At 35.0% G+C, this 22120-nt stretch carries 24 protein-coding genes; 12 read left to right on the forward strand and 12 right to left on the reverse strand.

The features are described 5' to 3' along the window. Together ACTIEI_RS05035 and ACTIEI_RS05040 are read right to left on the reverse strand one after the other, a co-directional pair. Positions 1–339 carry a PadR family transcriptional regulator gene (locus ACTIEI_RS05035; RefSeq protein WP_304759018.1) on the reverse strand — a complete coding sequence of 113 codons (339 nt, stop codon included), beginning with the start codon at positions 337–339 and terminating at the stop codon, positions 1–3. 46 nt (positions 340–385) lie between these two features. Then, positions 386–583, reverse strand: coding sequence for a hypothetical protein (locus ACTIEI_RS05040; RefSeq protein ID WP_295233286.1), 198 nt, complete (start codon positions 581–583; stop codon positions 386–388). Positions 584–974: 391 nt separating this feature from the next. Here ACTIEI_RS05040 and ACTIEI_RS05045 point away from each other — a divergent pair, with 391 nt between their 5' ends. Genes ACTIEI_RS05045 through ACTIEI_RS05060 form a run of 4 tightly spaced genes read left to right on the forward strand, consistent with a single transcriptional unit; the run spans position 975 to position 3971 of the window. Next, a complete protein-coding gene (locus ACTIEI_RS05045; protein WP_439505192.1) occupies positions 975–1307 on the forward strand; it encodes an ArsR/SmtB family transcription factor in 333 nt (110 codons plus the stop codon). A 29-nt stretch (positions 1308–1336) separates the two neighbouring features. After that, complete coding sequence (gene arsM, locus ACTIEI_RS05050; RefSeq protein WP_439505193.1) at positions 1337–2224, forward strand: arsenite methyltransferase; 888 nt, start codon at positions 1337–1339, stop codon at positions 2222–2224. Between the two features lie 11 nt (positions 2225–2235). Then, complete coding sequence (arsB, locus tag ACTIEI_RS05055; RefSeq protein ID WP_439505194.1) at positions 2236–3291, forward strand: ACR3 family arsenite efflux transporter; 1056 nt, start codon at positions 2236–2238, stop codon at positions 3289–3291. A 38-nt stretch (positions 3292–3329) separates the two neighbouring features. Beyond that, positions 3330–3971, forward strand: coding sequence for a hypothetical protein (locus tag ACTIEI_RS05060; RefSeq protein WP_439505195.1), 642 nt, complete (start codon positions 3330–3332; stop codon positions 3969–3971). Here ACTIEI_RS05060 and ACTIEI_RS05065 read toward each other — a convergent pair. The 3 genes from ACTIEI_RS05065 to ACTIEI_RS05075 are packed head-to-tail and all read right to left on the reverse strand — an operon-like array spanning position 3964 to position 7724. Next, positions 3964–5244, reverse strand: coding sequence for a M16 family metallopeptidase (locus tag ACTIEI_RS05065; protein ID WP_439505196.1), 1281 nt, complete (start codon positions 5242–5244; stop codon positions 3964–3966). The genes ACTIEI_RS05060 and ACTIEI_RS05065 overlap by 8 nt on opposite strands. Before the next feature lie 12 nt (positions 5245–5256). After that, on the reverse strand, positions 5257–6492 hold the full coding sequence (locus tag ACTIEI_RS05070; protein WP_439505197.1) for a M16 family metallopeptidase: 1236 nt from the start codon (positions 6490–6492) through the stop codon (positions 5257–5259). A 38-nt stretch (positions 6493–6530) separates the two neighbouring features. After that, positions 6531–7724, reverse strand: coding sequence for an aspartyl protease family protein (locus ACTIEI_RS05075; protein ID WP_439505198.1), 1194 nt, complete (start codon positions 7722–7724; stop codon positions 6531–6533). 118 nt (positions 7725–7842) lie between these two features. Here ACTIEI_RS05075 and mqnC point away from each other — a divergent pair, with 118 nt between their 5' ends. From mqnC to ACTIEI_RS05105, 6 genes are all read left to right on the forward strand, one after another. After that, positions 7843–8970, forward strand: coding sequence for a cyclic dehypoxanthinyl futalosine synthase (gene mqnC / locus ACTIEI_RS05080; protein WP_439505199.1), 1128 nt, complete (start codon positions 7843–7845; stop codon positions 8968–8970). Between the two features lie 54 nt (positions 8971–9024). Further along, positions 9025–9468, forward strand: a complete 444-nt coding sequence (locus ACTIEI_RS05085; protein WP_439505200.1) for a hypothetical protein — start codon at positions 9025–9027, stop codon at positions 9466–9468. A gap of 122 nt (positions 9469–9590) precedes the next feature. Then, a complete protein-coding gene (locus tag ACTIEI_RS05090; protein WP_439505201.1) occupies positions 9591–10076 on the forward strand; it encodes an RNA polymerase sigma factor in 486 nt (161 codons plus the stop codon). Further along, positions 10076–11149 (forward strand): anti-sigma factor family protein, encoded by a 1074-nt coding sequence (locus tag ACTIEI_RS05095; RefSeq protein WP_439505202.1) that lies wholly within the window; start codon positions 10076–10078, stop codon positions 11147–11149. The genes ACTIEI_RS05090 and ACTIEI_RS05095 overlap by 1 nt, the downstream gene beginning before the upstream one ends. 10 nt (positions 11150–11159) lie before the next feature. Next, positions 11160–12023 carry an outer membrane beta-barrel protein gene (locus tag ACTIEI_RS05100; protein ID WP_439505203.1) on the forward strand — a complete coding sequence of 288 codons (864 nt, stop codon included), beginning with the start codon at positions 11160–11162 and terminating at the stop codon, positions 12021–12023. Positions 12024–12117: 94 nt separating this feature from the next. Beyond that, a complete protein-coding gene (locus ACTIEI_RS05105) occupies positions 12118–12660 on the forward strand; it encodes a L,D-transpeptidase family protein (RefSeq protein ID WP_439505204.1) in 543 nt (180 codons plus the stop codon). Positions 12661–12753: 93 nt separating this feature from the next. Here the strand turns inward: ACTIEI_RS05105 and ACTIEI_RS05110 are convergent, their stop codons facing one another. Continuing rightward, entirely contained in the window at positions 12754–14544 is a 1791-nt protein-coding gene (locus tag ACTIEI_RS05110; protein WP_439505205.1) for an acyl-CoA dehydrogenase family protein, read from the reverse strand. A 27-nt stretch (positions 14545–14571) separates the two neighbouring features. Continuing rightward, positions 14572–15036, reverse strand: a complete 465-nt coding sequence (locus ACTIEI_RS05115; RefSeq protein WP_439505206.1) for a MarR family winged helix-turn-helix transcriptional regulator — start codon at positions 15034–15036, stop codon at positions 14572–14574. Between the two features lie 142 nt (positions 15037–15178). Between ACTIEI_RS05115 and ACTIEI_RS05120 the strand changes: the two genes are divergently transcribed. Further along, positions 15179–16321, forward strand: coding sequence for a glycosyltransferase (locus tag ACTIEI_RS05120; protein ID WP_439505207.1), 1143 nt, complete (start codon positions 15179–15181; stop codon positions 16319–16321). A gap of 197 nt (positions 16322–16518) precedes the next feature. Here the strand turns inward: ACTIEI_RS05120 and ACTIEI_RS05125 are convergent, their stop codons facing one another. From ACTIEI_RS05125 to ACTIEI_RS05145, 5 genes are all read right to left on the reverse strand, one after another. After that, a complete protein-coding gene (locus ACTIEI_RS05125) occupies positions 16519–17964 on the reverse strand; it encodes an O-antigen ligase family protein (RefSeq protein WP_439505208.1) in 1446 nt (481 codons plus the stop codon). Further along, the gene (locus ACTIEI_RS05130; RefSeq protein ID WP_439505209.1) at positions 17965–18810 is read right to left on the reverse strand and encodes a Wzz/FepE/Etk N-terminal domain-containing protein; all 846 of its coding nucleotides are present in this window, start codon (positions 18808–18810) and stop codon (positions 17965–17967) included. Positions 18811–18820: 10 nt separating this feature from the next. Continuing rightward, positions 18821–19291, reverse strand: coding sequence for an Lrp/AsnC ligand binding domain-containing protein (locus tag ACTIEI_RS05135; protein ID WP_439505210.1), 471 nt, complete (start codon positions 19289–19291; stop codon positions 18821–18823). A gap of 469 nt (positions 19292–19760) precedes the next feature. Next, a complete protein-coding gene (locus ACTIEI_RS05140; protein ID WP_439505211.1) occupies positions 19761–19964 on the reverse strand; it encodes a hypothetical protein in 204 nt (67 codons plus the stop codon). Position 19965: 1 nt separating this feature from the next. Further along, positions 19966–21423 (reverse strand): hypothetical protein, encoded by a 1458-nt coding sequence (locus ACTIEI_RS05145; RefSeq protein WP_439505212.1) that lies wholly within the window; start codon positions 21421–21423, stop codon positions 19966–19968. Positions 21424–21877: 454 nt separating this feature from the next. On the opposite strand from ACTIEI_RS05145, the gene ACTIEI_RS05150 reads away from it, so the two are divergent. Further along, positions 21878–22111, forward strand: a complete 234-nt coding sequence (locus ACTIEI_RS05150; RefSeq protein WP_439505213.1) for a helix-turn-helix domain-containing protein — start codon at positions 21878–21880, stop codon at positions 22109–22111. The last annotated feature ends 9 nt before the right edge of the window (positions 22112–22120 follow it).

The following is a 22120-nucleotide window of genomic DNA, read 5'->3' on the forward strand; positions in this document are numbered from 1 at the left end:
TTAAGGTTGGTTTTGGTTGTTTTCGTTTTCTGGTGATGCTATTGGTTGGGTTAGCACTTGAACTGCATCGGCTAGTTCTTTCCAGGTTCTTTCGAGTTCGCTGTAAAAAGTGAGGCCTTTTTCAGTCATAACGAAGTATTTACGTGGTGGTCCGCTATTACTTTCTACCCATCGATAGGTGAGCAATTCTGCGTTTTTTAACCTGGTAAGCAGCGGGTACAAAGTACCTTCCAGAATATGAAGGTTGGCTGCTTTCATCCGATCAACTAGATCACTAGGGTAAACTTCTCCCTGGCGAATGATTGAAAGGATACAAAACTCCAATACGCCCTTCCGCATCTGACTCTGTGTGTTTTGAATATCCATGGCCTAGATTTTTATTGGATTAATAAACAAGAATTGGTTTAACTGGAGCTATACGGCTGAAACGTTGAATTTTCCAAAGTTGAGCTACTGTAAATCTTTTCTTGGTTTTTGGTTCATTGTTCATGTTTGAAGCAATGGTCTCTTTTACCACTTGAGTTAAATTATTTAACTCGGTTTTGTTTAGTTGAACAAGTGGGTTGATGGTAGTGATTTTCATGTTGATTATTTTTAGTTCGTTTGTTGTTTAATTACTTTGACAACACAAAGATGGGGTATTTTTTAGTACTATGCAACACATAGTACCAAGTATTTTTAGGTAATAGGTTGACTTTAGAATTAGGTTTTAAATAATTAATTGAAAATCAATTAGTTACGATTTTAGTCTATTTTATGAAAGGGATAATCGGTTTCATAAAAGGATGAATGGTGGTTGCTGTTTTTTGCCATTCAATCGCTGGCGGAGTATCTAAACATAATAGTTGGCAGAGTAGGTATCTATATTAGCGTATGTATTTCTATATAACCCAGATCAAAATATTTTAATCGTAAAAATACGATGAATCAAATTTTATCTTTAGCTTTGCTTTATCGTATAAAAACGATTAATTATGGCCTCTCCCAAATTAGAAGAATTTATTAAAGCAGAACAAGAGTTAGCACAATTTGCTAAAGCTTTATCACACCCGGCTCGTATTGCTATATTAAAAGTATTAGCACAAAAAAATGAATGCGTGTGTGGAGAGATTGTAGATGTATTACCATTGGCACAGTCAACTGTTTCACAACACTTAAAAGAATTGAAAGAAGCAGGTCTTATAAAAGGAACTATTGAAGGACCAAGAAGTTGTTACTGCATCAATTGGAAAGCCTTCGAAAAATTCAATAGCTCTTTCAATCAACTATTTAATAAACTAAAAGTGCAACAACAATCTTGTTGCTGAATGAATTTTAAAAACGTAAAATATATTTTATGCAAACCGATGAACAATTAAAACAAATCGTAAAAGAGAAATACGCAGAAATTGCAACACAATCTACTGCTGATAATAAAGCATCATGCTGCGGTGCAGGTGGGTGTAGTACAGAAGTATATAATATCATGAGCGATGATTATACTACAATGGAAGGGTACAATGCCGATGCCGATTTAGGATTGGGTTGTGGACTTCCTACACAATATGCACAAATTAAAGAAGGTGATACAGTAGTAGATTTAGGAAGTGGGGCAGGTAATGATTGTTTTGTTGCAAGAGCACATACAGGTGAAAAAGGAAAAGTGATTGGGATTGATTTTACGCCTGCCATGATTCAGAAAGCTAGAATGAATGCAGATACATTAGGTTTTAATAATGTAGAGTTTCGTGAAGGTGATATTGAGCATATGCCGTTGGGAGGGAATACAGCTGATGTGGTAGTAAGCAACTGTGTATTAAATTTAGTTCCGAATAAAGATGGTGTAATAAAAGAAATCTATAGAGTGCTTAAGCCAGGTGGCCACTTTAGCATTTCAGATGTTGTACTAGTAGGCCAATTACCGGAGGCATTAAGAAAAGACGCTGAAATGTATGCAGGATGCGTAGCAGGTGCAATACAAAAAGAAGTCTATTTAGAATTAATTCGTTTGAATAAGTTCGAAAATATCATCTTGCAAAAAGAAAAACCTATTATTATTCCAAATGATATTTTGCAAAACTATTTAAGTGAAACTGAAATTGAAGCTTTTAATAACGGTGGTGCAGGTATATTTAGTGTAACCGTTTATGCTGAAAAACCCAAAGAAATTACTGTAACAGAAAACCCTGAAATAAATAATAATGCTTCAATAACCTGTTGTACTCCTGGTGGGGGCTGCTGTTAAACTTTTGTAATATGGAACATTGCGCACCAGCTGCTAATCGAAAGAAACTTTCTTTTTTAGACCAGTACTTAACGCTATGGATTTTCATAGCTATGTTAATAGGAGTAGGTTTAGGATATTTTATGCCAACAGTTTATACTAAATTAGAAGCACTCTCCAATGGGACGACTAATATACCTCTGGCTATCGGATTAATACTAATGATGTATCCTCCATTGGCAAAAGTGAATTATAGTAAAATAGGGGAAGTCTTTAAAAACATCAAAGTCTTAAGTCTTTCCTTGCTATTGAATTGGGTAATTGGTCCTGTTTTGATGTTTATTTTGTCAATTATCTTTTTGAAAGATTATCCTGAATACATGATTGGATTAATCTTGATTGGGTTGGCTAGATGTATTGCAATGGTGGTAGTGTGGAATGATTTAGCAGAAGGTAATCGAGAATACGCAGCTGGTTTGGTAGCATTGAATAGTATTTTCCAGGTTTTCTTCTACAGTTTTTACGCTTATTTATTCATTACTTTTTTACCTCCTTATTTTGGGGTTAAAGGATTGAATGTGAATATCACCATAGGAGAAATTGCACAATCAGTGGGTATTTATTTAGGTGTTCCTTTTGCTGCTGGAGTAATCAGTAGGTATGTATTAATTAAATGGAAAGGGATGGATTGGTTTAATAATACCTATGTCCCGTTTATTTCGCCCATTACATTAATTGCTTTATTATTCACCATTATTATTATGTTCAGCTTGAAAGGACAATTAATCGTGGAAATTCCAATGGATGTTTTACGAATAGCAGTACCATTGGTAATTTATTTTTTAGTTATGTTTATCATTAGTTTTTTAATTGGGAAAAAACTAGGAGCAGATTATTCACGTAATACTTCCATTGCTTTTACCGCAACAGGTAATAATTTTGAATTAGCAATTGCTGTAGCCATTGGCGTATTTGGCATCAATAGTGGCCAAGCATTTGCTGGTGTGATAGGTCCTTTGGTAGAAGTGCCGGCATTAATTGCTTTAGTTAATTTGGCATTTTGGTTTAGAAAAAAATTATACAAGTGAAATACCTAATTCCTTTTTTAATAGTTAATAGTTTAGTTATGTCGTCTTTAGCACAACAACCTACGTTGTTCTCTCCTATTCAAACTTTTTTTAATGAAGCCAAGACTAATTTTAATCAAATTCCTGCCGAGCGTAAATGGGTATTAAAAGAAATAAGTGAATATGTATCACAAAAGAAAAAGTTAGGCAAAGACATTGAGCTCACTTTTATCTGTACGCACAATTCAAGAAGAAGCCATATTTCGCAAATTATGGCACAAGCAGCGGCTGCATATTATAGTATAGGAAATGTATATTGTTATTCAGGTGGTACAGAAGTGACTGCTTTTAATATCAATGCAGTTAATGCATTAAAGAATTTGGGATTCGAAATAACTGCTATTAACTCTTCTTCGAATCCTGTTTATGAAGTTAAATACAGTTTACAAACCCCCAAGCTAATTGCTTTCTCAAAAGTTTATACCAGTATGCCCAATCCTCAGAAGGAATATGGAGCTGTATTAACTTGTTCTCAAGCAGATTCATCTTGCCCTATTGTGCAAGGGGCAGATGGAAGATTTAAATTACCCTATGAGGATCCAAAGCTATCGGATGGTACTCCACAACAAGACCAAGTTTACAATGAAAGATGCAAACAAATTGGCCTTGAAATGTTGTATCTATTTAGTCAAGTTAAATAACTGTAAGCTCATAAAATTCCTCAGGGTTCAAATATTTTTTGGCGAGTTCATTTAATTCTTCTGCTCCTGTTGATTTGATGAGTTGAACGCTATTGTAAAAATATTTTTCGTCTAAATTATTAAGCACATAGTTTTTCCATCTAGCGATTAATTGAAAAGGCCCATCTAAATCTCCTAAGACCGAACCTAACATATAATTTTTAACTAGACTAAGTTCATCTTCATCTATCAGTTCATTTTTTAGTATTTCCATTTCTTTATAGACCTCACTAATAGTAGCCTCACATACATCTCTGCCGGCTTCTGTACTAATCATCCATGCAGTCTCCCCCATATGATTTTGTATATAACTATGTATTCCATAGGTATATCCTTTGTCTTCTCTAATATTACTCATTAATCTTGATCCAAAGAAGCCACCAAAAATGTTATTCAATATCTGTGTTTTCTGGTAGTCGGGATGATGTTTATTTGGAAATGGACGTGCAATTCTGATGGCACCTTGTACTCCATTTTGGTCATTAACAACATGATGTTTCTTTTCTTCTGCTGATTGTAAATGGTATTCAATATGCGGGATAGCTCTTTTTTGTAATGGTAATCCACCAAAATATTTATTTAACTGGCTTTGAAGATTGCTTGGAATTTTTCCTGCAGTAAAAATGGTACAATGACCTTCAGTATAAAACTGTTTAAAAAAAGCAATCAATTCCTCCCTGTTTAGCTGGTCATAATCGAGTGTAGATGTATACTTGCCATAAGGATGATGGAAGCCATAGACATATTCGTCAATTAATCTATTGGCAATAAAGTCGCATTTTTTTAGATTAACGGAAAGTTTTTGTTTTTGATTTTGTTGATAAGTGCTCAACTCTTCTTCTGGAAAAATAGAATCGCAAATTAATTCAGCAACAACAGGTAGTAATTCATTAATATGTTTTGATAAACAATGTAAAGTGATAGAAGCTGTTTCATTATAACAGGTTCTATTTAAATAAGCACCATAGAACTCAAAATGGTCATTAATTTGAAATGCAGTTTTATTAATTGTTCCATTTTTTAATAAGAAATTAGTAGTGCCAGCAACAATATTCTTTTGTTCAAACCAGTTACCCGCTTTAAATACCCATTCTATCATGAGTACGTCTTGTGTGCCAGCGTTCATGCTGTAGACTGGAACTGTATTATCTAATTGATATTGCTCGCATGTTCTAAGGTTTAAATCAAAACTAACTGCATCAGTTATTGCGGGTTGTACTTTTCTATTCAACATGTTTGTTCTGCTTTATTTGGCCAGGTAGTGTAATGTGTTGCTATTGTTTTCTCTAAAAATCTGTTTGCTGTAATCAACAATGTCCTGTGGATTTATTTCCTGGTATTTTTCTAATTCAGTATTCATTAAAGAAGCATCACCCATTAGTTCGTACATCGCTAAACTGCTGGCCCTGCTCATGATACTCATGTCTTCAAATGCTATCACACTTTCTGTTTTATTTTTAACTTTCGTTAATTCAGCAATTGCAACAGGATGTTCTTGAATATGGCTAATCTGTTCTGTTATTGCTATCTCAGCTTTATTAATATCTACTCCTTTTACCAATTTGCCTTCAATGGTTAATAAGCCGGCATCTAGGCTTCCAAAATGATAACAATCTAAGTTGGAAAATAATTTTTGTTCTTTTACTAGTGCCTGGTATAAACGGGAAGATGCACCACCTCCTAAAATTTCAGTGATTAAGTCTGATGCATAATACCCTTTATTTAATCGTGCATCCATATGCCATGTTTTCACAAAAGCATCTAAAGGAACTTCAGCTTCAATGGTTAACCTTCTTGCATGGGTTTGAACAGGCTCCTGAGGCAAACAGCGAATATATTTGTCTCCCATTGGTATGGGACCGAACCATTTTTCAGCTAACTTTTTAATTTCTTCTGTTTTCACGTTGCCAGCTACTACTAAAATGGCATTTACGGGACGATAATGTTTAAAGAAAAAATGCTTAACATCGTCAATATGCGCATTCTCAACATGACTTAATTCTTTCCCAATAGTCATCCACTGATAGGGATGAACAGTGTAAGCCAATGCACGCATATGCTTCCAAACATCCCCGTAAGGTTTATTGATATAATGCTCCCTGAATTCTTCGCAAACCACTTTGCGTTGCACAGCTAAACTTTTCTCGCTAAAGGCCAAGCTCAGCATTCTATCGCTCTCTAGCCAAAAAGCCGTTTCAATATTTTGTGCAGGTAACTGACAATAATAGTTGGTTAAATCATTGGTTGTATAAGCGTTGTTATCTCCGCCAGCCCTTTGAAGGGGTTCGTCATAGTCTGCAATATTAATACTGCCGCCAAACATTAAATGCTCAAATAAATGAGCAAACCCGGTTTTTTCTGGATGTTCGTCTCTTGCCCCTACATCATATAGAACGTTCACCACTGCCATAGGAGTTGCAGTGTCTTCATGAACTAAAACTGTTAAACCATTGTCTAAAATAAATCTATTGTATTCAATCATAGTAATGCGTATCGGATTGCAAATTAGTTCATCTTTACTTACTTACGTATGTCTTTAACATTCATGTTTAACAATAAAGGCAAATTATTCCTAAGTACGATTACTTTGATTTTGCCTAAGGCGTTTTGGAAAAGATTTTTATATTCCTGTATATTATTGGAAGCATTATTTTCAATTGAAAATATAATATCATCTGTTTTAAAACCAGCTTTGTCTCCAGGGGATCCTTCAATTATATCTATAACTTTTATCTGCCCGTCAATCAGATAAATTCCTAATCCAGTATAGCTATAGTCGAATGAGTCTGCAAAGTGATTGTTTGGTTTAATAAAAATGCTTTGTTCGGGATAGTTTAGAATAATATTAAATCTCCGTAACAAATCATTCCCAATCAACCCTCCTAAAGATGGGTAGTTGGTTACATTAAAGTCGTCTTCAAAAATGTGTACGGGAACTTTTTTAAACTTGTAATTCCCGATTTTTACCGATTTCATTACTGCAATTTCCATTTGTTTTTTACCCCCTAATCCTTCGGCTTGGGTAGGATAAAATTTCCTTTTGCTTTTAAAAATAGAACTGTCTTCTACATAATCTTTCGAGAGTAAAAAACATAAACCTGCGCCAGTATCAAAAATAAATCTATTTAATATACTTCGACTGTCTTCAACGGTTGCTTGTAATAAAGGAAGTGTTGTAAAATTGGGCTTTAGCAGCTGTCCTCCTCTTGGATATTTAAATCTACCAGGAGTATATACTTCCATCTGTTTTTTATCAAAATCTAAAAGCACAATGTACCTCCTTAAAAAACTAAAACCAATAATCCCATCAATTCTAACGCCATACACACTGGTTAATAATTCATAATTATTGATGTGAAAGTCTAAATTATTAACTGTAATCCCTGGCATTTTTAAAGCGTGATTATAAGCAAAGGAGACTCGCTTAACTCCTGCAATTCCTCTAATTAATTTATCACTTACTGTATTTTTTATCTTTAAGTTTTCTACGGTAGAAGAATCTAATGAAATGCCTCCACTACCTGTATCTAAAACAAAATTGAGTGAATCGTTAAATTCGTCTAGTTGTGCTTTTAAAATAATAATCCCCCCACTTAATTGGAAAAAAGGAATCTTAGTAATCAATTTTGCATCAGGTGGAGCAAATTCCTCCTGCCCTTTTATCTGTGTTGAATACAAAAGGAATAAAAACAATATGGCATTGATAAGTTTCATCCTTGTATAAGTTAGTCGATTTTTGTTGCAAAATGCAGAATATTTACATGGAGTCGACGTTTTGTTGATACCCGGTTGGGTGAACCATATCTGCATTAACTTTGTTACTTATACAATTATGATGGAATTAGCCAATTTATACCAGAGAGCCCTCAATTTTGACTTTTTAAATGTAGAAGAGGGGATGTTTTTATTTGAACAAGCGCCCTTGGCAGATTTGATGCAAATTGCAAACGAGCTTCGGAAAATACAAGTGCCGCACGGGAAAGTTACTTGGCAAATAGACCGAAATGTGAATACTACGAACGTTTGTATAGCCAATTGCAAGTTTTGTAATTTCTATAGAATTCCAGGTCATGCGGAAGCCTATATCACCGAAATGCCTGTTTATCGAAAGAAAATTGAAGAAACATTGAAGTATGGGGGCGATCAACTTTTGCTTCAAGGAGGCCACCATCCTGAATTAGGGCTTGATTTTTATACCAACACTTTTCGTCAGCTAAAACAGGAATATCCTACCATTAAGCTGCATGCGCTCGGACCGCCCGAAGTGGCACATATTGCCAAATTAGAAAAGATGAGCCACCATGATGTACTAAAAGCATTAAAGGAGTCGGGCTTAGATTCATTGCCAGGCGCAGGAGCAGAGATATTGGTGGATCGGGTACGCCGACTGATTTCTAAAGGTAAGTGCGGTGCAGACGAATGGTTGGCCATCATGCACGAAGCGCATAAACTAAATATTACAACCAGTGCCACCATGATGTTTGGCCATGTAGAAACTTTAGAAGAACGATTTATTCATTTAGTTAGAATTAGAGAAGTTCAATCCATGAAACCTACTGATGCCAATGGTTTCCTAGCATTTATTCCATGGACTTTCCAAGATGTAGATACTTTACTTACAAAGATTAGAGGGGTACATAATTTAACAACTCCTGATGAATACCTAAGAATGATTGCAATAAGTAGGATCATGTTGCCCAATATTAAGAATATACAAGCAAGCTGGTTAACGGTGGGTAAGGAAACTGCACAATTGTGCTTACATGGAGGAGCCAATGATTTTGGGTCTATCATGATTGAAGAAAATGTAGTGAGTGCCGCAGGTGCTCCACATAGATTTACCTACAAAACCATACAGGCAGCAATTAGGGAGGCAGGTTTTGAACCACAGTTGAGAAATCAGCAATATGGTTGGAGGGAAATACCTGCAACAATTGTAGAGCAGACTATTGATTACTAATTTATAGTAACTTCAGTAGCCAATATTATATCCTATTGTACTGAATACAACAATATGAATCTGTTTGAATCAGTAATTTGTTACGACTTCTCAGTGGGAAGGACACAGAATGAAAAGACATTGATTAAGACCAATGGCGTTCATATGATCGGTCTTGCTTGGGTCTGTAATGTGCTTTCGCTAATGGGCTTAGGAATAATCTATCTCTATTTATCTAAACAAAGCAATGAAATCTATGATTTTCTGGCAATGATTCGGTATTGGGAGCTTGCGGGTAGGATTGGCTTAATTATTTTTCTTTTATTGGTTTACTCGATGAGTTTCGGTGCATATGGAGGAAAAGTAATTTTTTTAAATATTATTCGCCGATTTCATTCAATGGATGAAAATGAAAAGAATTTGGTTGTTACAAGGGGAGGGCGATATTTCTATATATCATTGATTAGCTTTTTTATTATTGCGGGTGTTGTTGTTTACCTAAGTAAATACGTCTATTAAAGCCCTCTTCCCAAGGGTTTGCGCTATTTTTACGCCTCAAATTAAAAAAAACACCATTAGCTGTAACATAATGTTTGTTAGTACGTATCATAAGTACAAACCAGCTAACTGTTTCTATTTATATGACCGAGTTTGAGTACAATGAATGTGTAAACAACCATGCCGATGGCCTTTTTAGGTTTATCGTGAAAAATCTTCGGCATGAAGAAGACGCAAGAGATATTGTACAAACCAGTTTTGAAAAACTCTGGAGAAACCGAGATCAAGTAGAAACAGCCAAGTCAAAAGCCTATTTATTTACCGTAGGGTACAATCAAATGATTGATCATATCCGCAAAAATAAAAGGGTGCAATTGAAAGAGGAATTTGAAGAACAAACGGGTATTCAATACCAACAACATACCGGCTTAAAGAAAACATTGATGGAGGCATTGAACCGTTTGAATGAAACACAGAAGAGCTTAGTAATGCTGAAAGACTATGAAGGGTACAGTTATGAAGAGATTGGACAAATCATGAATTTGAATGAAAGTCAGGTTAAAGTGTACTTGCACAGAGCCAGATTAACCTTAAAAAACTATTTGGTTAGCGCCGAAAATGTATTATAATGATGACTATTAACCGAAATAATTACGAACACTATTTTCTACTTTGGGTAGATGGAGAGCTCTCCCCAGAAGAGATGGTAGCTGTAGAACGTTTTATAGCGGAGCATCCAGACCTAGCCGAAGAGTTGGCAATATTGCAAGACACTAAATTAGAGCCAGAAACACAATTAGTTTTTGAAGACAAGGCATTATTGTTAAAACAGCCTAGTAATGAGATTACCTTAAGTAATTATGAGTCTTGGTTTTTATTATTTATTGACAATGAATTGTCTTTAGCCGATCGCCAAAAAGTAGAGTTGTTTGTATTGCAGCATCCGAATTTGCAAGCAGCGTTTCAATTATTGTTACAAACCAAATTGGCTCCTGAAGAATGGGTATTCAACAATAAAGAATTATTATACAGGAAAGAGGATCAAAAACGTCCTGTTTTATATATGCGTTGGATGCGTTACGCATCAGCTGCTGCAGTCATTGGATTAATTGCTACTGTTTGGATGCTTGCTCCAGCAAATCAATTGAAAAAGACCATTGATATCAATGGAACACAACCAGAAATGGTTGGTACAGAGCCTGCGGGTAATGTAGAAAGAAAAGAAATAGTTACTGAAGAAAATCCAAAGAGTATAATTGAGCAACTAAAACCGAAAGCATCGCTTCAAGTTGAGACTCCTTCAATTAAAGTCAACAAAGCGCAAGCATTAGTAGGCAAGAATACTTTAGTAACAATGATCAATAATGAGCAAGTTAAAAAAGAAGAACAAACAATTGCAAGTGTTGAGCATAATTCAATCAACAGTAGCCAGGCCACTATTTCCGAAAATATAATGGAAAGAAGAAATGATATTGGGAATAATCAAGGAGTTAATATGGCCCCTGTTGAAGAAAAGATAGAATCAGCCCCAGAAGAGGTAAAAACAGTATATACCGCACTTGAAGATATTGAAGAAGACAAAAGTCTTTTTATAGGGGCCTTAGAATTAAATAAAGATAAATTGCGCGGATTATTCCGCAAAGCAGGAACGATCTTTCGCTCAAAAGCAAAACAAGAGGAAGACACTCGTCAAAGAAAATAAAACAAATAGTATGAAAAGAATCGTAAGCATGGTAGCAATGGTATGCATTGCCTTAAGTTCAACTGCTCAGTCAACTCAAGAGACTGATACCATCAAAGTAGGAAATTTCGTGATTATCAAAAAGAAGGGATCTGAGGGAAGCTCAACAGGGGCCTCAAGAACCAATAGAGATAATTACAATTTATTAAGGGTAGAGCGTAGACCAGCCAAGCGTAAAAATTTAAGCACCAATTGGTGGATTCTAGATTTGGGTTTTGCTAATATGCGTGATAATACCAATTATGGCTTTGCGCAAGCAGGATCTTATTTTAAAACTTTTCGTCCACAAGATGGACCAGTGAACGAAAATAGTTATCGTTTAAACAGAGGAAAATCTTCAAATGTGAATCTTTGGTTCTTCATGCAGAAATTGAATATCAGCAAGAATGTATTGAACCTTAAATATGGTTTGGGGCTAGAAATGTACAATTTCCGTTACGATTCTAGAATCAGTTATAATAATGATCCAGCACCTTACGTTTTTAATGATTCTATTTCTTTTTCAAAGAATAAATTATACGCTGGGTACCTTACAGTTCCATTTATGATTAATATCAATACTACGCCAGATAAACGCAAAGGATTTAGTTTTAGCGCAGGCGTAAGTGCTGGATATCTAATTTCTAGTAGCAATAAACAAATTAGTGCCGAGAGAGGAAAGCAAAAAGAGAAGGCAGACTTTTATATGGAACCCTTCCGCTTGGCTGCTATAGGAGAAATTGGATTGGGACCAGTTCGACTATATGGCTCATATAGCTTAAATAAAATGCAGAAAGATATTACCCGTGTAGAACAGTTTCCATACGCAATAGGAGTAAGATTAAGCACTTGGTAAAAAGTAGGTTCTTATTTTATCTTTGTTAAGTGAATTTAAATTAACATTCGTACCACAATTAGAACAGTTAATTTTCGTTTCTTAATCAGAGACTATGAAAAGGCCATTATACTGGATATTATTTTTTGCTGGCTTTACGATTACTACTTCTTTCAGGAAGCACAAGGTAATTGATCCTAAAAAAGCTGATAAGGATACCTACTCTGTTTATATCATAAAGAGTGAGTACGAGTTAAAAATATATGATAAAGACGGCGAATGGATGGCATCTTACCCTGTAGTGTTTGGAAGTAAAGATTTAGGCGATAAACTTTACCAAGGCGATAGAAGAACTCCAGAAGGGGTATTTCATATAACCGGTAAGCGAAAACATGCTAAATGGGAGCGTTTTATGTTGATTGATTACCCAACTGCTGAAAGTTATGCCAAGTTTAATCAACGTAAAGCCTTAGGCCAAATACCAGCAGGTGCAAAAATTGGAGGAGATATTGGCATACATGGTACGGTGCCTTATGACGATTATGCTATTGACCAATATAGAAACTGGACAGAAGGATGCATCAGCACAAAAAATAAATATGTTCAGGAATTGTTTGATTTATTGCCAGTAGGAACTCGAGTTGAAATTCGTAGGTAAGTTATCCACTACTAAGTATATAGTTTGATTCTGTAAAAATAAAAATCCCCGCTCCGATTAATCAGAGCGGGGATTTTACGTATTATCAATCGATTAGATTTTATAGCCATTATCAGCCACTAGTCGATCAGAAATTCTTCTGCGGGCATCTTTGCAATTGAAAGGCTCTACTTTAGTAAAACGCTTTAATCCAATATGCATCATGCGCAATTCGTCCCCGTCTGCAAAGCTATTCAATGCGTCTTTACCAGCTTTATTAATTCGATCTGCTGCATCATACAAGTAAGTGCGCATAATATCATTTTGAGTAGCTACGGCAGCGTCTCCTCTTAAAGAAGCCAATTTCATTACACGCAATAAAGCACTTTCTGCATGGAATACTTCAATAGCCATGTCTGCAATATTCATCAAGATTTCTTGCTCTTTATCTAATTGCATCATCAGTTTTTGAACAGCGGCACCAGCAACCATTAAAATAGCTTTCTTGAAATTAGCTATGGCTTTTAATTCTTTAGCGTATGTGCCTTCCTCTTCTGCGCCAAAATCTGGAATGCTCATTAATTCTTTTTGAACAGACATTGCAGGTCCCATTAAGTCTAGCTTTCCTTTCATTGCACGTTTCAATACCATGTCAACCGTTAGTAAACGATTGATTTCGTTAGTGCCTTCATAAATTCTATTGATGCGGCTATCGCGGTATGCTTTAGAAATTACATATTCATCAGAGAAACCATTTCCACCATGTATTTGAACACCTTCGTCCACTACAAAGTCAAGTACTTCACTTCCATACACTTTTAACATAGCGCACTCAATGGCATATTCTTCAGCGGCACCTAATAAAGCTTCTGCAAAAGATTTTCCACTTGCAGCTAATTCGTGTTCTTTATCATCAATCCATTTTGCAGAACGGTATAATGCAGATTCGCAAACCCATAAGCGAATAGCCATTTCAGCCATTTTATGGCGGATAGCTCCAAATTTAGCAATGGGTAATTTAAACTGCTCTCTTGTCTTTGCGTATTGAACAGAAGTATCGGTTGCTTTTTTAGCTCCTCCTAAAGTTGCAGCACATAATTTTAAACGACCGATATTTAAAATATTGAAAGCGATGACATGTCCTTTGCCAATTTCACCCAAAACATTTTCTACTGGCACTTTACAATCTTGGAAATACAATTGAACGGTTGAGGAACCTTTGATACCCATTTTATGTTCTTCAGGTCCTTGTGTAAAACCTTCTGTTCCACGCTCAATAATAAAGGCAGTGAATTTATCTCCATCAATTTTTGCAAATACAGTAAACACATCTGCGAAACCACCATTGGTAATCCAGCATTTTTGACCATTCAATAAATAATGTTTTCCGTCTTCGCTTAGCTTAGCAGTGGTTTTAGCACCCAATGCATCACTACCACTGTTGGGCTCTGTTAATCCATAAGCACCCTTCCATTCTCCACTGGCTAATTTGGGAATATATTTTTGTTTTTGTTCTTCGGTACCAAAGTATAAAATGGGCAAAGAACCAATACCTGTATGAGCTGCAACGGCTACAGAGAATGAGTAACCACCACCCATTCCTTCGTTCACAATAGTTGAAGTAATAAAATCTTTACCTAGCCCACCGTATTCTTCGGGGAATGATGTAGAGAGTAATCCTTGCTCGCCTGCTTTTTGCATTAGTGATGCTACTAATCCTGGCTCCATTTTATCAATTCGATCTACAATGGGCAAAATTTCAGCATCTAAAAACTGATGGCACATGTCCATGACCATGGTCTGCTCTTCATTAAATTCTTCCGGAATGAAAGTTTCATGAGGATTGCTTTCCTTGATGATCCATTCTCCGCCTAATAAGGCTTTTGTTTTGTTTGTGGCTTCCATCGTTAATTGTTTTGTATGTTAAAGTGTTTAATTCAATTGTTCTATTGGTGTTAAGGTAAGGTTGTCGTAAACCTTTTGAAATACCGCTTTTACCGTATCAATATCTTTTTTATCTACTCCCACCAAAGCTTCCGCCATAGTTTGATTGGCGAGGTCAATGGTAATTTGTTGTAGGTCTTTAGCTGCATCAGTTAGTTGAACCAAATTGATTCTTCTATCAGTGGGAGATGCTACTCTTTTGACCAAATGTTGCTTTTCTAAATTATCAATCAACCTGGTAATGCTTGGTTTGTCTCGAAATGTACGATTACAGAGTTCTTGCTGGCTTAAGCCGTCTTCTTTCCATAAATGGTATAATACACTCCATTGCTCAATAGTGATTTCCAATCCCGCATTGCGGAAATTCTTCTGCAATCTTCTAGCCACGGCAGTAGAAGCCATGCCATTGATGACGCTGTATAATTCTCCTCTTTTAAAATGGTTGTTTGGCATATAGTTAGTTATGCAACTAATTCAAAATTGGTTTCTTTCTTTGATACTACCAAGAATTATTTAATGAAAATTGGATGATTTTGCTGCTGTATCGCTTATTTAACTATCTCTTGATTCAAGAAGAATGGTTTTCTTTGCCTGAATGGAGTATTGGTTTATGATCACAAGCGGGGTTTTGGCGGCCTTATATGGTTGCCTAATACTGGTTTACCGTTATTGGTTCAGTGCTTTAAAGCCATTTCAAGTAACTAGAGAACAAAATCCATCTATTTTTTTCTCTATTATTATTCCTGCCCGAAATGAATCGGCCAATATCGAAAAATGTCTAGAAAGTATTTTATCACAGTCTTATCCATTGTATGAAATTTTAGTGGTGGATGATCATTCAACAGATGATACTGCGCTATTGGTTGCTCAACTAGCCCGGCAATACCCGCAAATACGATTGATTCAACTCAAAGATTATGTGGATGGAGAAGCTACCAATTCCTTTAAGAAAAAAGCGATTGAAATTGCAGTAGAAAAGTCAACAGGGTCATGGATTGTTACTACTGATGCCGATTGTTTGGTGCCAACTAATTGGTTGTATCATTTTAATGCAATGATTTTGGCAAAAGATCCGGTTTTTATTGCAGCCCCAGTCATGTTTACGCAGAATGGCCATTTTAGCGGGGTTTTTCAGGTACTGGATTTTTTGAGTTTACAGGGGATTACAGCCGCCGCTGTATCAGCGGGTTCTCATAGTATGTGCAATGGCGCTAATTTGGCTTATAGCAAACAAGCATTTGAGGCAGTTGATAAATTTAAAGGAATAGATCATTTGGCTAGTGGAGACGATATGTTATTGATGCATAAAATGAAAAAACAATTTCCCAATAGGTTGGCTTATTTGTTTTCCAATGAAATGATTGTGTCCACATCGCCAATGCCTGATTGGTACTCTTTTTTTCAACAGCGTATTCGTTGGGCAAGTAAAGCGGACAGTTATAATGAGCCCAAAATATTTTTAGTATTATTATTGGTTTATGTGTTTAATTTGTTCTTACTAATTGGGCTTGTAGTTGGAATATTTCAAGTTGAAATATTCTATTGGACCTGTTGGCTTATAGCCAGTAAAACCTTTATAGAGTTATACTTTCTTTTGCCCGTTGCTCGTTTTTTTAATCTTAATAAGACCTTGTTGTTTTTTCCAATGATGCAACCCTTTCATATTATCTATACCGTTGTTGCAGGGTGGTTAGGTAAATTTGGTAAATACCAATGGAAGAATAGGACAGTGCGTTAATTTTTTTCTTTAGAACGCTTATCGGGGAACCAAGCATAGATAAACATTGCAGCTAAAAAAAACGGAGTTAATAGTAAGCGTATCATGGTATTGGTCTATTTCTATATTAGATACCAAAACTATCCAAGTGTTTATTCTAGAAGCATTAATTAATGATTAAAATGAGGCTTAATCGGTCAATACACTTTTTATACCGCTTAAATCGCTAATGATTCTTTTTCAATTTTTTGATGATGCTTCAAACTAATCAATATTCCAGTAGTTAGCCAGAACAATCCACCAATTTTGTCGGTCTCTATTAAATCGCTGGTAAAATTAAGTGATGCAATCATCATTAATAGAATGCCCAAGCCCAATGAAATTTGACGATAATAGTTCTGTTGAAATTGATGATAGAGTTCCTGGGTTACTAATAGCAGGTAAATAAAAAATCCTGCAAATAATATAAGTGCAGGTAACCCTTGCTCTAAGGCAAGCAACAAATAATAATTATGTACAGTGGAATGTTCGGGGTTATTGCTGACCCAGGTTTTAAATGCAGCGGCGGTATAGGGTTCGTAATTATTGTAGAAACTATTTGCGCCAAATCCTGTCCAAGGTTTTTCTGCAACCATTCTAATACCTGCAACCCATCTATGGAAACGTTCTGCATTTGAAATGTCTTTTAACCCAATCGTTGCATTTAAGTGTTCCGAAAAATTCTCATGAAAAATAGTTTCATCGTGTTCAGGTGCAAACTGCATGAATCGATTGTTGTTGATTAGCACAATTAAACCAATGACTATACTAATAATGCCTATTAAAATGGTTTTGCCAAGTATATTTTTTTTAATTAAAATGTAGCCAATCATTCCTACTAATAAGGCCAACCATGCACCCCTTGAATAGGCAAAGAATAAACCAAGTGCTGCTATCATTAAACCTAATTGAATGATATATTTTTTGCGAGTATGTTGGGTGAATTGTAATAACAATATCCCAATAGGAATTAGGCAAACCAACATGGCAGAATAGTTTACATGATTCCTAAAAAACGGTCCCATTGTTTTTTTAATAGCCACAAAATCAAATCCATAAAATGCATGTCTAATAAGTGTTTGAATCACAACTAAGCTTAATGGTATGCATATATATAATGCAGTTTTTCTAAAATTACTCGAACGTAGATGTATCAAAGCAGTAAGCAATACAAATGGCAATAGGTACCAAATCTTAGCTAGTATAAACTTGAGTGCTAACCATTGGTTGGATGCATAAAATAAACTGATGCACATCCAAATTAGGAAGGCGATGATCCACTTGAAAATAGGCGATTCGAAAATAAACCTAAACGGAGATGGATTAAATAATATACTTGCTGCTACTGCTACAGATAAGATGATCAATAAGGGTTCATCTGGAAGATCTAAGCCAAGCGTGGGTGTGAAATTGTATTCTGTGGATAATGGAAGTGTAATCAGTAATAGCCAGTATATCCGTTCAGTTTTAGTAACAATCAATTGAAAGACTGGTGCTGCTGCAATTAAAATAAATGGTACGGCAAGACAATAGGGTTCTTGCGTAAGCAGCGACCATAATCCACATAAAAAGAAACTGCTAATTGCTAACCAAGAAAACTTTTTTGTTTGTAAAAAGCTAAGCATTTAGAAGCGACTGGGTTTTGCACTAATTAACACCAAGCATACACTGAAAACAAGTCCTAATAAAGCGGCAATAGGTAAAACTACTGCTTTTTGAGGCCAACTAATTTTTGCAGGGATACTAGCTTTTTCTAAAACAATTAACGCTTCAGGAGTGGTGGCTGCTGCCATTTTTGTTTCAATACTCATTTTATTGAACTGCTCTAATTGACTTAATAGTGCCGTCATTTTTGTTTTTGCAATTGCATCATTTGAGGAAGAATTACTCGATAGGTTATTGTAATCATTTGAAATGGCTGCAATGCTGCTGTCTAACTGCTGAGCTATTTTTTCGTATTGTAGCTTCCATATATTTTTCATTTTTGCAGCAAGTTGATCGGTCATAAAATTGACAACGGCTGCTGCCGTATCCTTGCTTTGGTGTGCATAGGAAATTTCTAGTTCATTGTTCACTGTTTTTACCAGTGTCAGGTCTTTTTTAAACTGCCGAATGCTTTTATACATCCTCATTCCCATGTCTTTATCTTCTATTTGATAATAGCGAGTCAAATCAAACCCATGAATAACCTGCTTGAGACTGGTATCCATGCTGGCCATACTCATCAAGCGATCTAAGTCGTCTCCTGAACCAAAAAAGGAATAAAGGTGTTGAATTTCATCGTTAAATAAACGCGCTTTATCAGCTAAAACTGCATTGCCTGGTAAGAGCTTGGTAGTAGCAGTGTATTTTGGAGTAATAAAAAAGATTACTCCTGCTGCAATTATAACAGATGCAATCGTGAAAACCAGAATGAATTTCCAACGCTTAAGCAGGGCAGTCGTTAATTCAGCAATATTAAATTGATTCATACAGGTTCTTTTAGTTAGGGCTTACCACAACATTTCTATCTAAACTTTCTTCTAATGAAATAAAGGTCTCGGTTCTTTCTATTCCCTTTATTTTTTGTAATTCGTCGTGCAATACAAAACGTAATTCTTGAATGTCTTTGCATACGATTTCTGCAAACATGCTGTAGTTTCCAGTTGTATAATTCAAGCGAACAATTTGTTTGATATTTTTTAATTCCATGGCTACGGAATCATATAATGAGCTTTTTTCAAGGTAAATACCTATGAACGCGATTACATCATAGCCCAATGATTTGAGGTCTACCGATAATCTTTTACCTTTAACTACATTTAGCTCTTCTAATTTTTTAATACGAACATGGATGGTGCCACCTGAAACGAATAATTTCTTTCCCAAATCGGCATAGGAAATCTCTGCATCTTCCATCATTTCTTGGATAATCTGAAAATCGAGTTTGTCAAGATTTAATTTAGTAGACATTTTTGCTCGTTTATTTTAATATTTTTCAAATATATGTATTGTTATTTGAATAATATCTATAATTTATTAAAAATGTTTGAAAAATAACTAACTAAACAAAGTTTATCTTAATTTTGATTTATCAAAGTAGCAAATTAGTTCTTTTTACTGTGGGGTGATGAAACTTTTGGCAGACATGCCCTCTTGTCTCGGGGGTGAGGATAACAGAATAAACGTAGCATAGAGCCGCAAGGATAGCAATATCTGAGCGACCGGGGTCGACCACCGAACTTTGTACTACAGCTAACTGCCTCGTGGAGGTTCGATCCCTCCCCCTACAGCTATTTAAAGGTCATATATGATTGATTTTCAATTATATATGACCCTCTTTGTTTATAAAAGAGGGTCATATAAAGGAAGTACTTAAGAATAATGAATATGTTTTAAATTATAGTCATTATAAAATCAATATGTGATTATTTAAAAATTGTTAAGCTGTGATTACCAGCATGCTTAATTCATTCAATGACTGAGCTTGCTTGTTTCTCTTTTCAATTTCAAACTTTTCCATGGTTTTTTCTATCTCCCTGCTTAAGTTATTCATAAAATTAGCATCAATCACTGCACCATCAATATGCGCAGGCACTATATTCTCCAATATCTCTGTAGAGTTGTAGTTAATATTGTTTTGCATATTAAAAAGTTTTTAGATTTTGAAAAATTTCAAAGGGAGGCAAAGGTAATGTATATAGTCCAATTTTACCATTCAGTTCACCAATATACAAATCTTTTAATAAACTAGCAATTGGTATGCGCGATCTCGGTTCTGTTGCATCAAATATTAACAATCCAGACGCTTTTTTGGATAATGCTTCACTTGTACTACTTAATTCTGCTATCCAAATAAACTTTGGCAATTCCAGATTGATTAACAATGCTTTAACATCAATTGAAAAGTCTTTACTAGCAGCTAAGTAACTCTTATAACTTCTTGTGGATGTAAGAAGGACGCGTACTACATAACTTGGAAGGTTAAGTTTAGTACTTATGGTTTTTAAAAATTCAAAACTTACCTCTTTAACTTGATCCGACTCTACATACACCCGCGAATATAACGGAACAATTGCAGCAGTTATTTCACAGCCAGCAAATTTAGGGTCAGAATAATTTGAAGCGGGATCGTTGAGATTTATGGTACTATAGGGTCTAAGATTGTCGTCAATTATAATATATTCAGCGTTTTGTTCATAGAAATCATAAAGGTTTGCACCATTTGCCAGTGTTGCAACTACAGAAAATGTATGTTTGGCTTTATACTCCGTCCTTCCAACTATGTTCATTACATGTGCAACACCTTGTGTATTTTGAATTATCGCCATTACTGGAACACATGATTCAATATAAATTTTTATTAAGTTAAAAAAATCACCTTGTGTGTACGTTGAAACAGAATACCAGTTAACTCCAAATCCAATTTTTTTTAAAACATAAGATATGTTTGATATGCTTAAACCTTTTGACGGTATTTGTCTAGTTATTGAATTTGAAGAAAGTATTCGATGTATATCATTAGGTAATAAAGGTTTATAATCAGAGTAGCGATTTGAGAAATATTCAAGTAGTGACCAAAGCGCAGTTTCTGCACAAACCATCATTTCGCCATCTTGAGAAGAATGAGGGAAGCCGTTTACATTAAATTTAACTCCACTGATTGCAGCATGCCCATTTGTTACAGCAACATAGTATAAATGATTTTTTTTAAAGATATCAGGTCGAAAAATATTTCGACCCGTAGGTGCAATAAATATAGGGCGGATAATTAAAAAACCAAGAAAGCTTGAAAGTAGATTTTCATGCTGATTAATGTCAAAGAAATCAGTGATTGAATATTTCTTATCAAAAAAAGATAAACGTATACAATGTCTTTGGTAATCTTTAAATTTTGAACCCCAGTAATGATAATACGAGTTTCGATAAAGCTTGTCTACATATGGAAACTCTATACCTATATAAATGTCATCCCTAATATCTGTTAAACACCTTATATTAAGTAGTGCTATTTTCGACTCATCAATTGTGAATCTAAACGTATCTTGAAAAATATCAAATAATCTATTTTCTAAATCAGCTTTATTAACAATTTCTATGGACATTTTTCTTTTATGTTATATCAAGTAAATATAATATTAATTATAAAAATTTAATATATTTCCAGTAAAAAATATTATTTACATTTTTTCATAATAGATTATTGGTTCAAGCCAAGCATATCAAATAGTATTTTGTCCCCCTTTTTTGCATCTAGTAACACTTTCTCATAGGGCATGACCTTTTTTGTAGGCATTAAAACCTTAAGTGTTAAAATTTGAGCTGTATTGTCATCCTGAGCTATACCTAGGTGGTAAACTTTGGAGTGAAACACCGGCTGTAACCATGCCCACCATCTGTAGACGGAAATCTTATTTGCTAAACGTTTAAAATCAACTAATCAACAACTCCAGTAAGCGCAAAACTTTCAAAAGTTTAAACCGTTACAATCTGAAAGATACTTATAGTCCGTAGACTTATTTACATCTATCATTCAACTTTGTATTCTAATCTACAAAAATGGGTACAACATATAATAGGGATGAAAAGGCTTTTTTAGTAAAAATCGGAAATCGTATTAGAGAGCTTCGAATAGAAGCCGATTTATCACAGGAAAAATTAGCCTTTGAAAGTGAACTTGACAGAACTTATATAGGCTCAGTTGAGAGAGGCGAAAGAAATATTTCCATAATTAACCTTAGAAAAATCTCAAATGCTTTAAAGACTGAAACATCGAAATTATGTGACATCTAATCCCAATAA

Source organism: Sediminibacterium sp. (assembly GCF_051860225.1).
GTDB lineage: Bacteria > Bacteroidota > Bacteroidia > Chitinophagales > Chitinophagaceae > Sediminibacterium.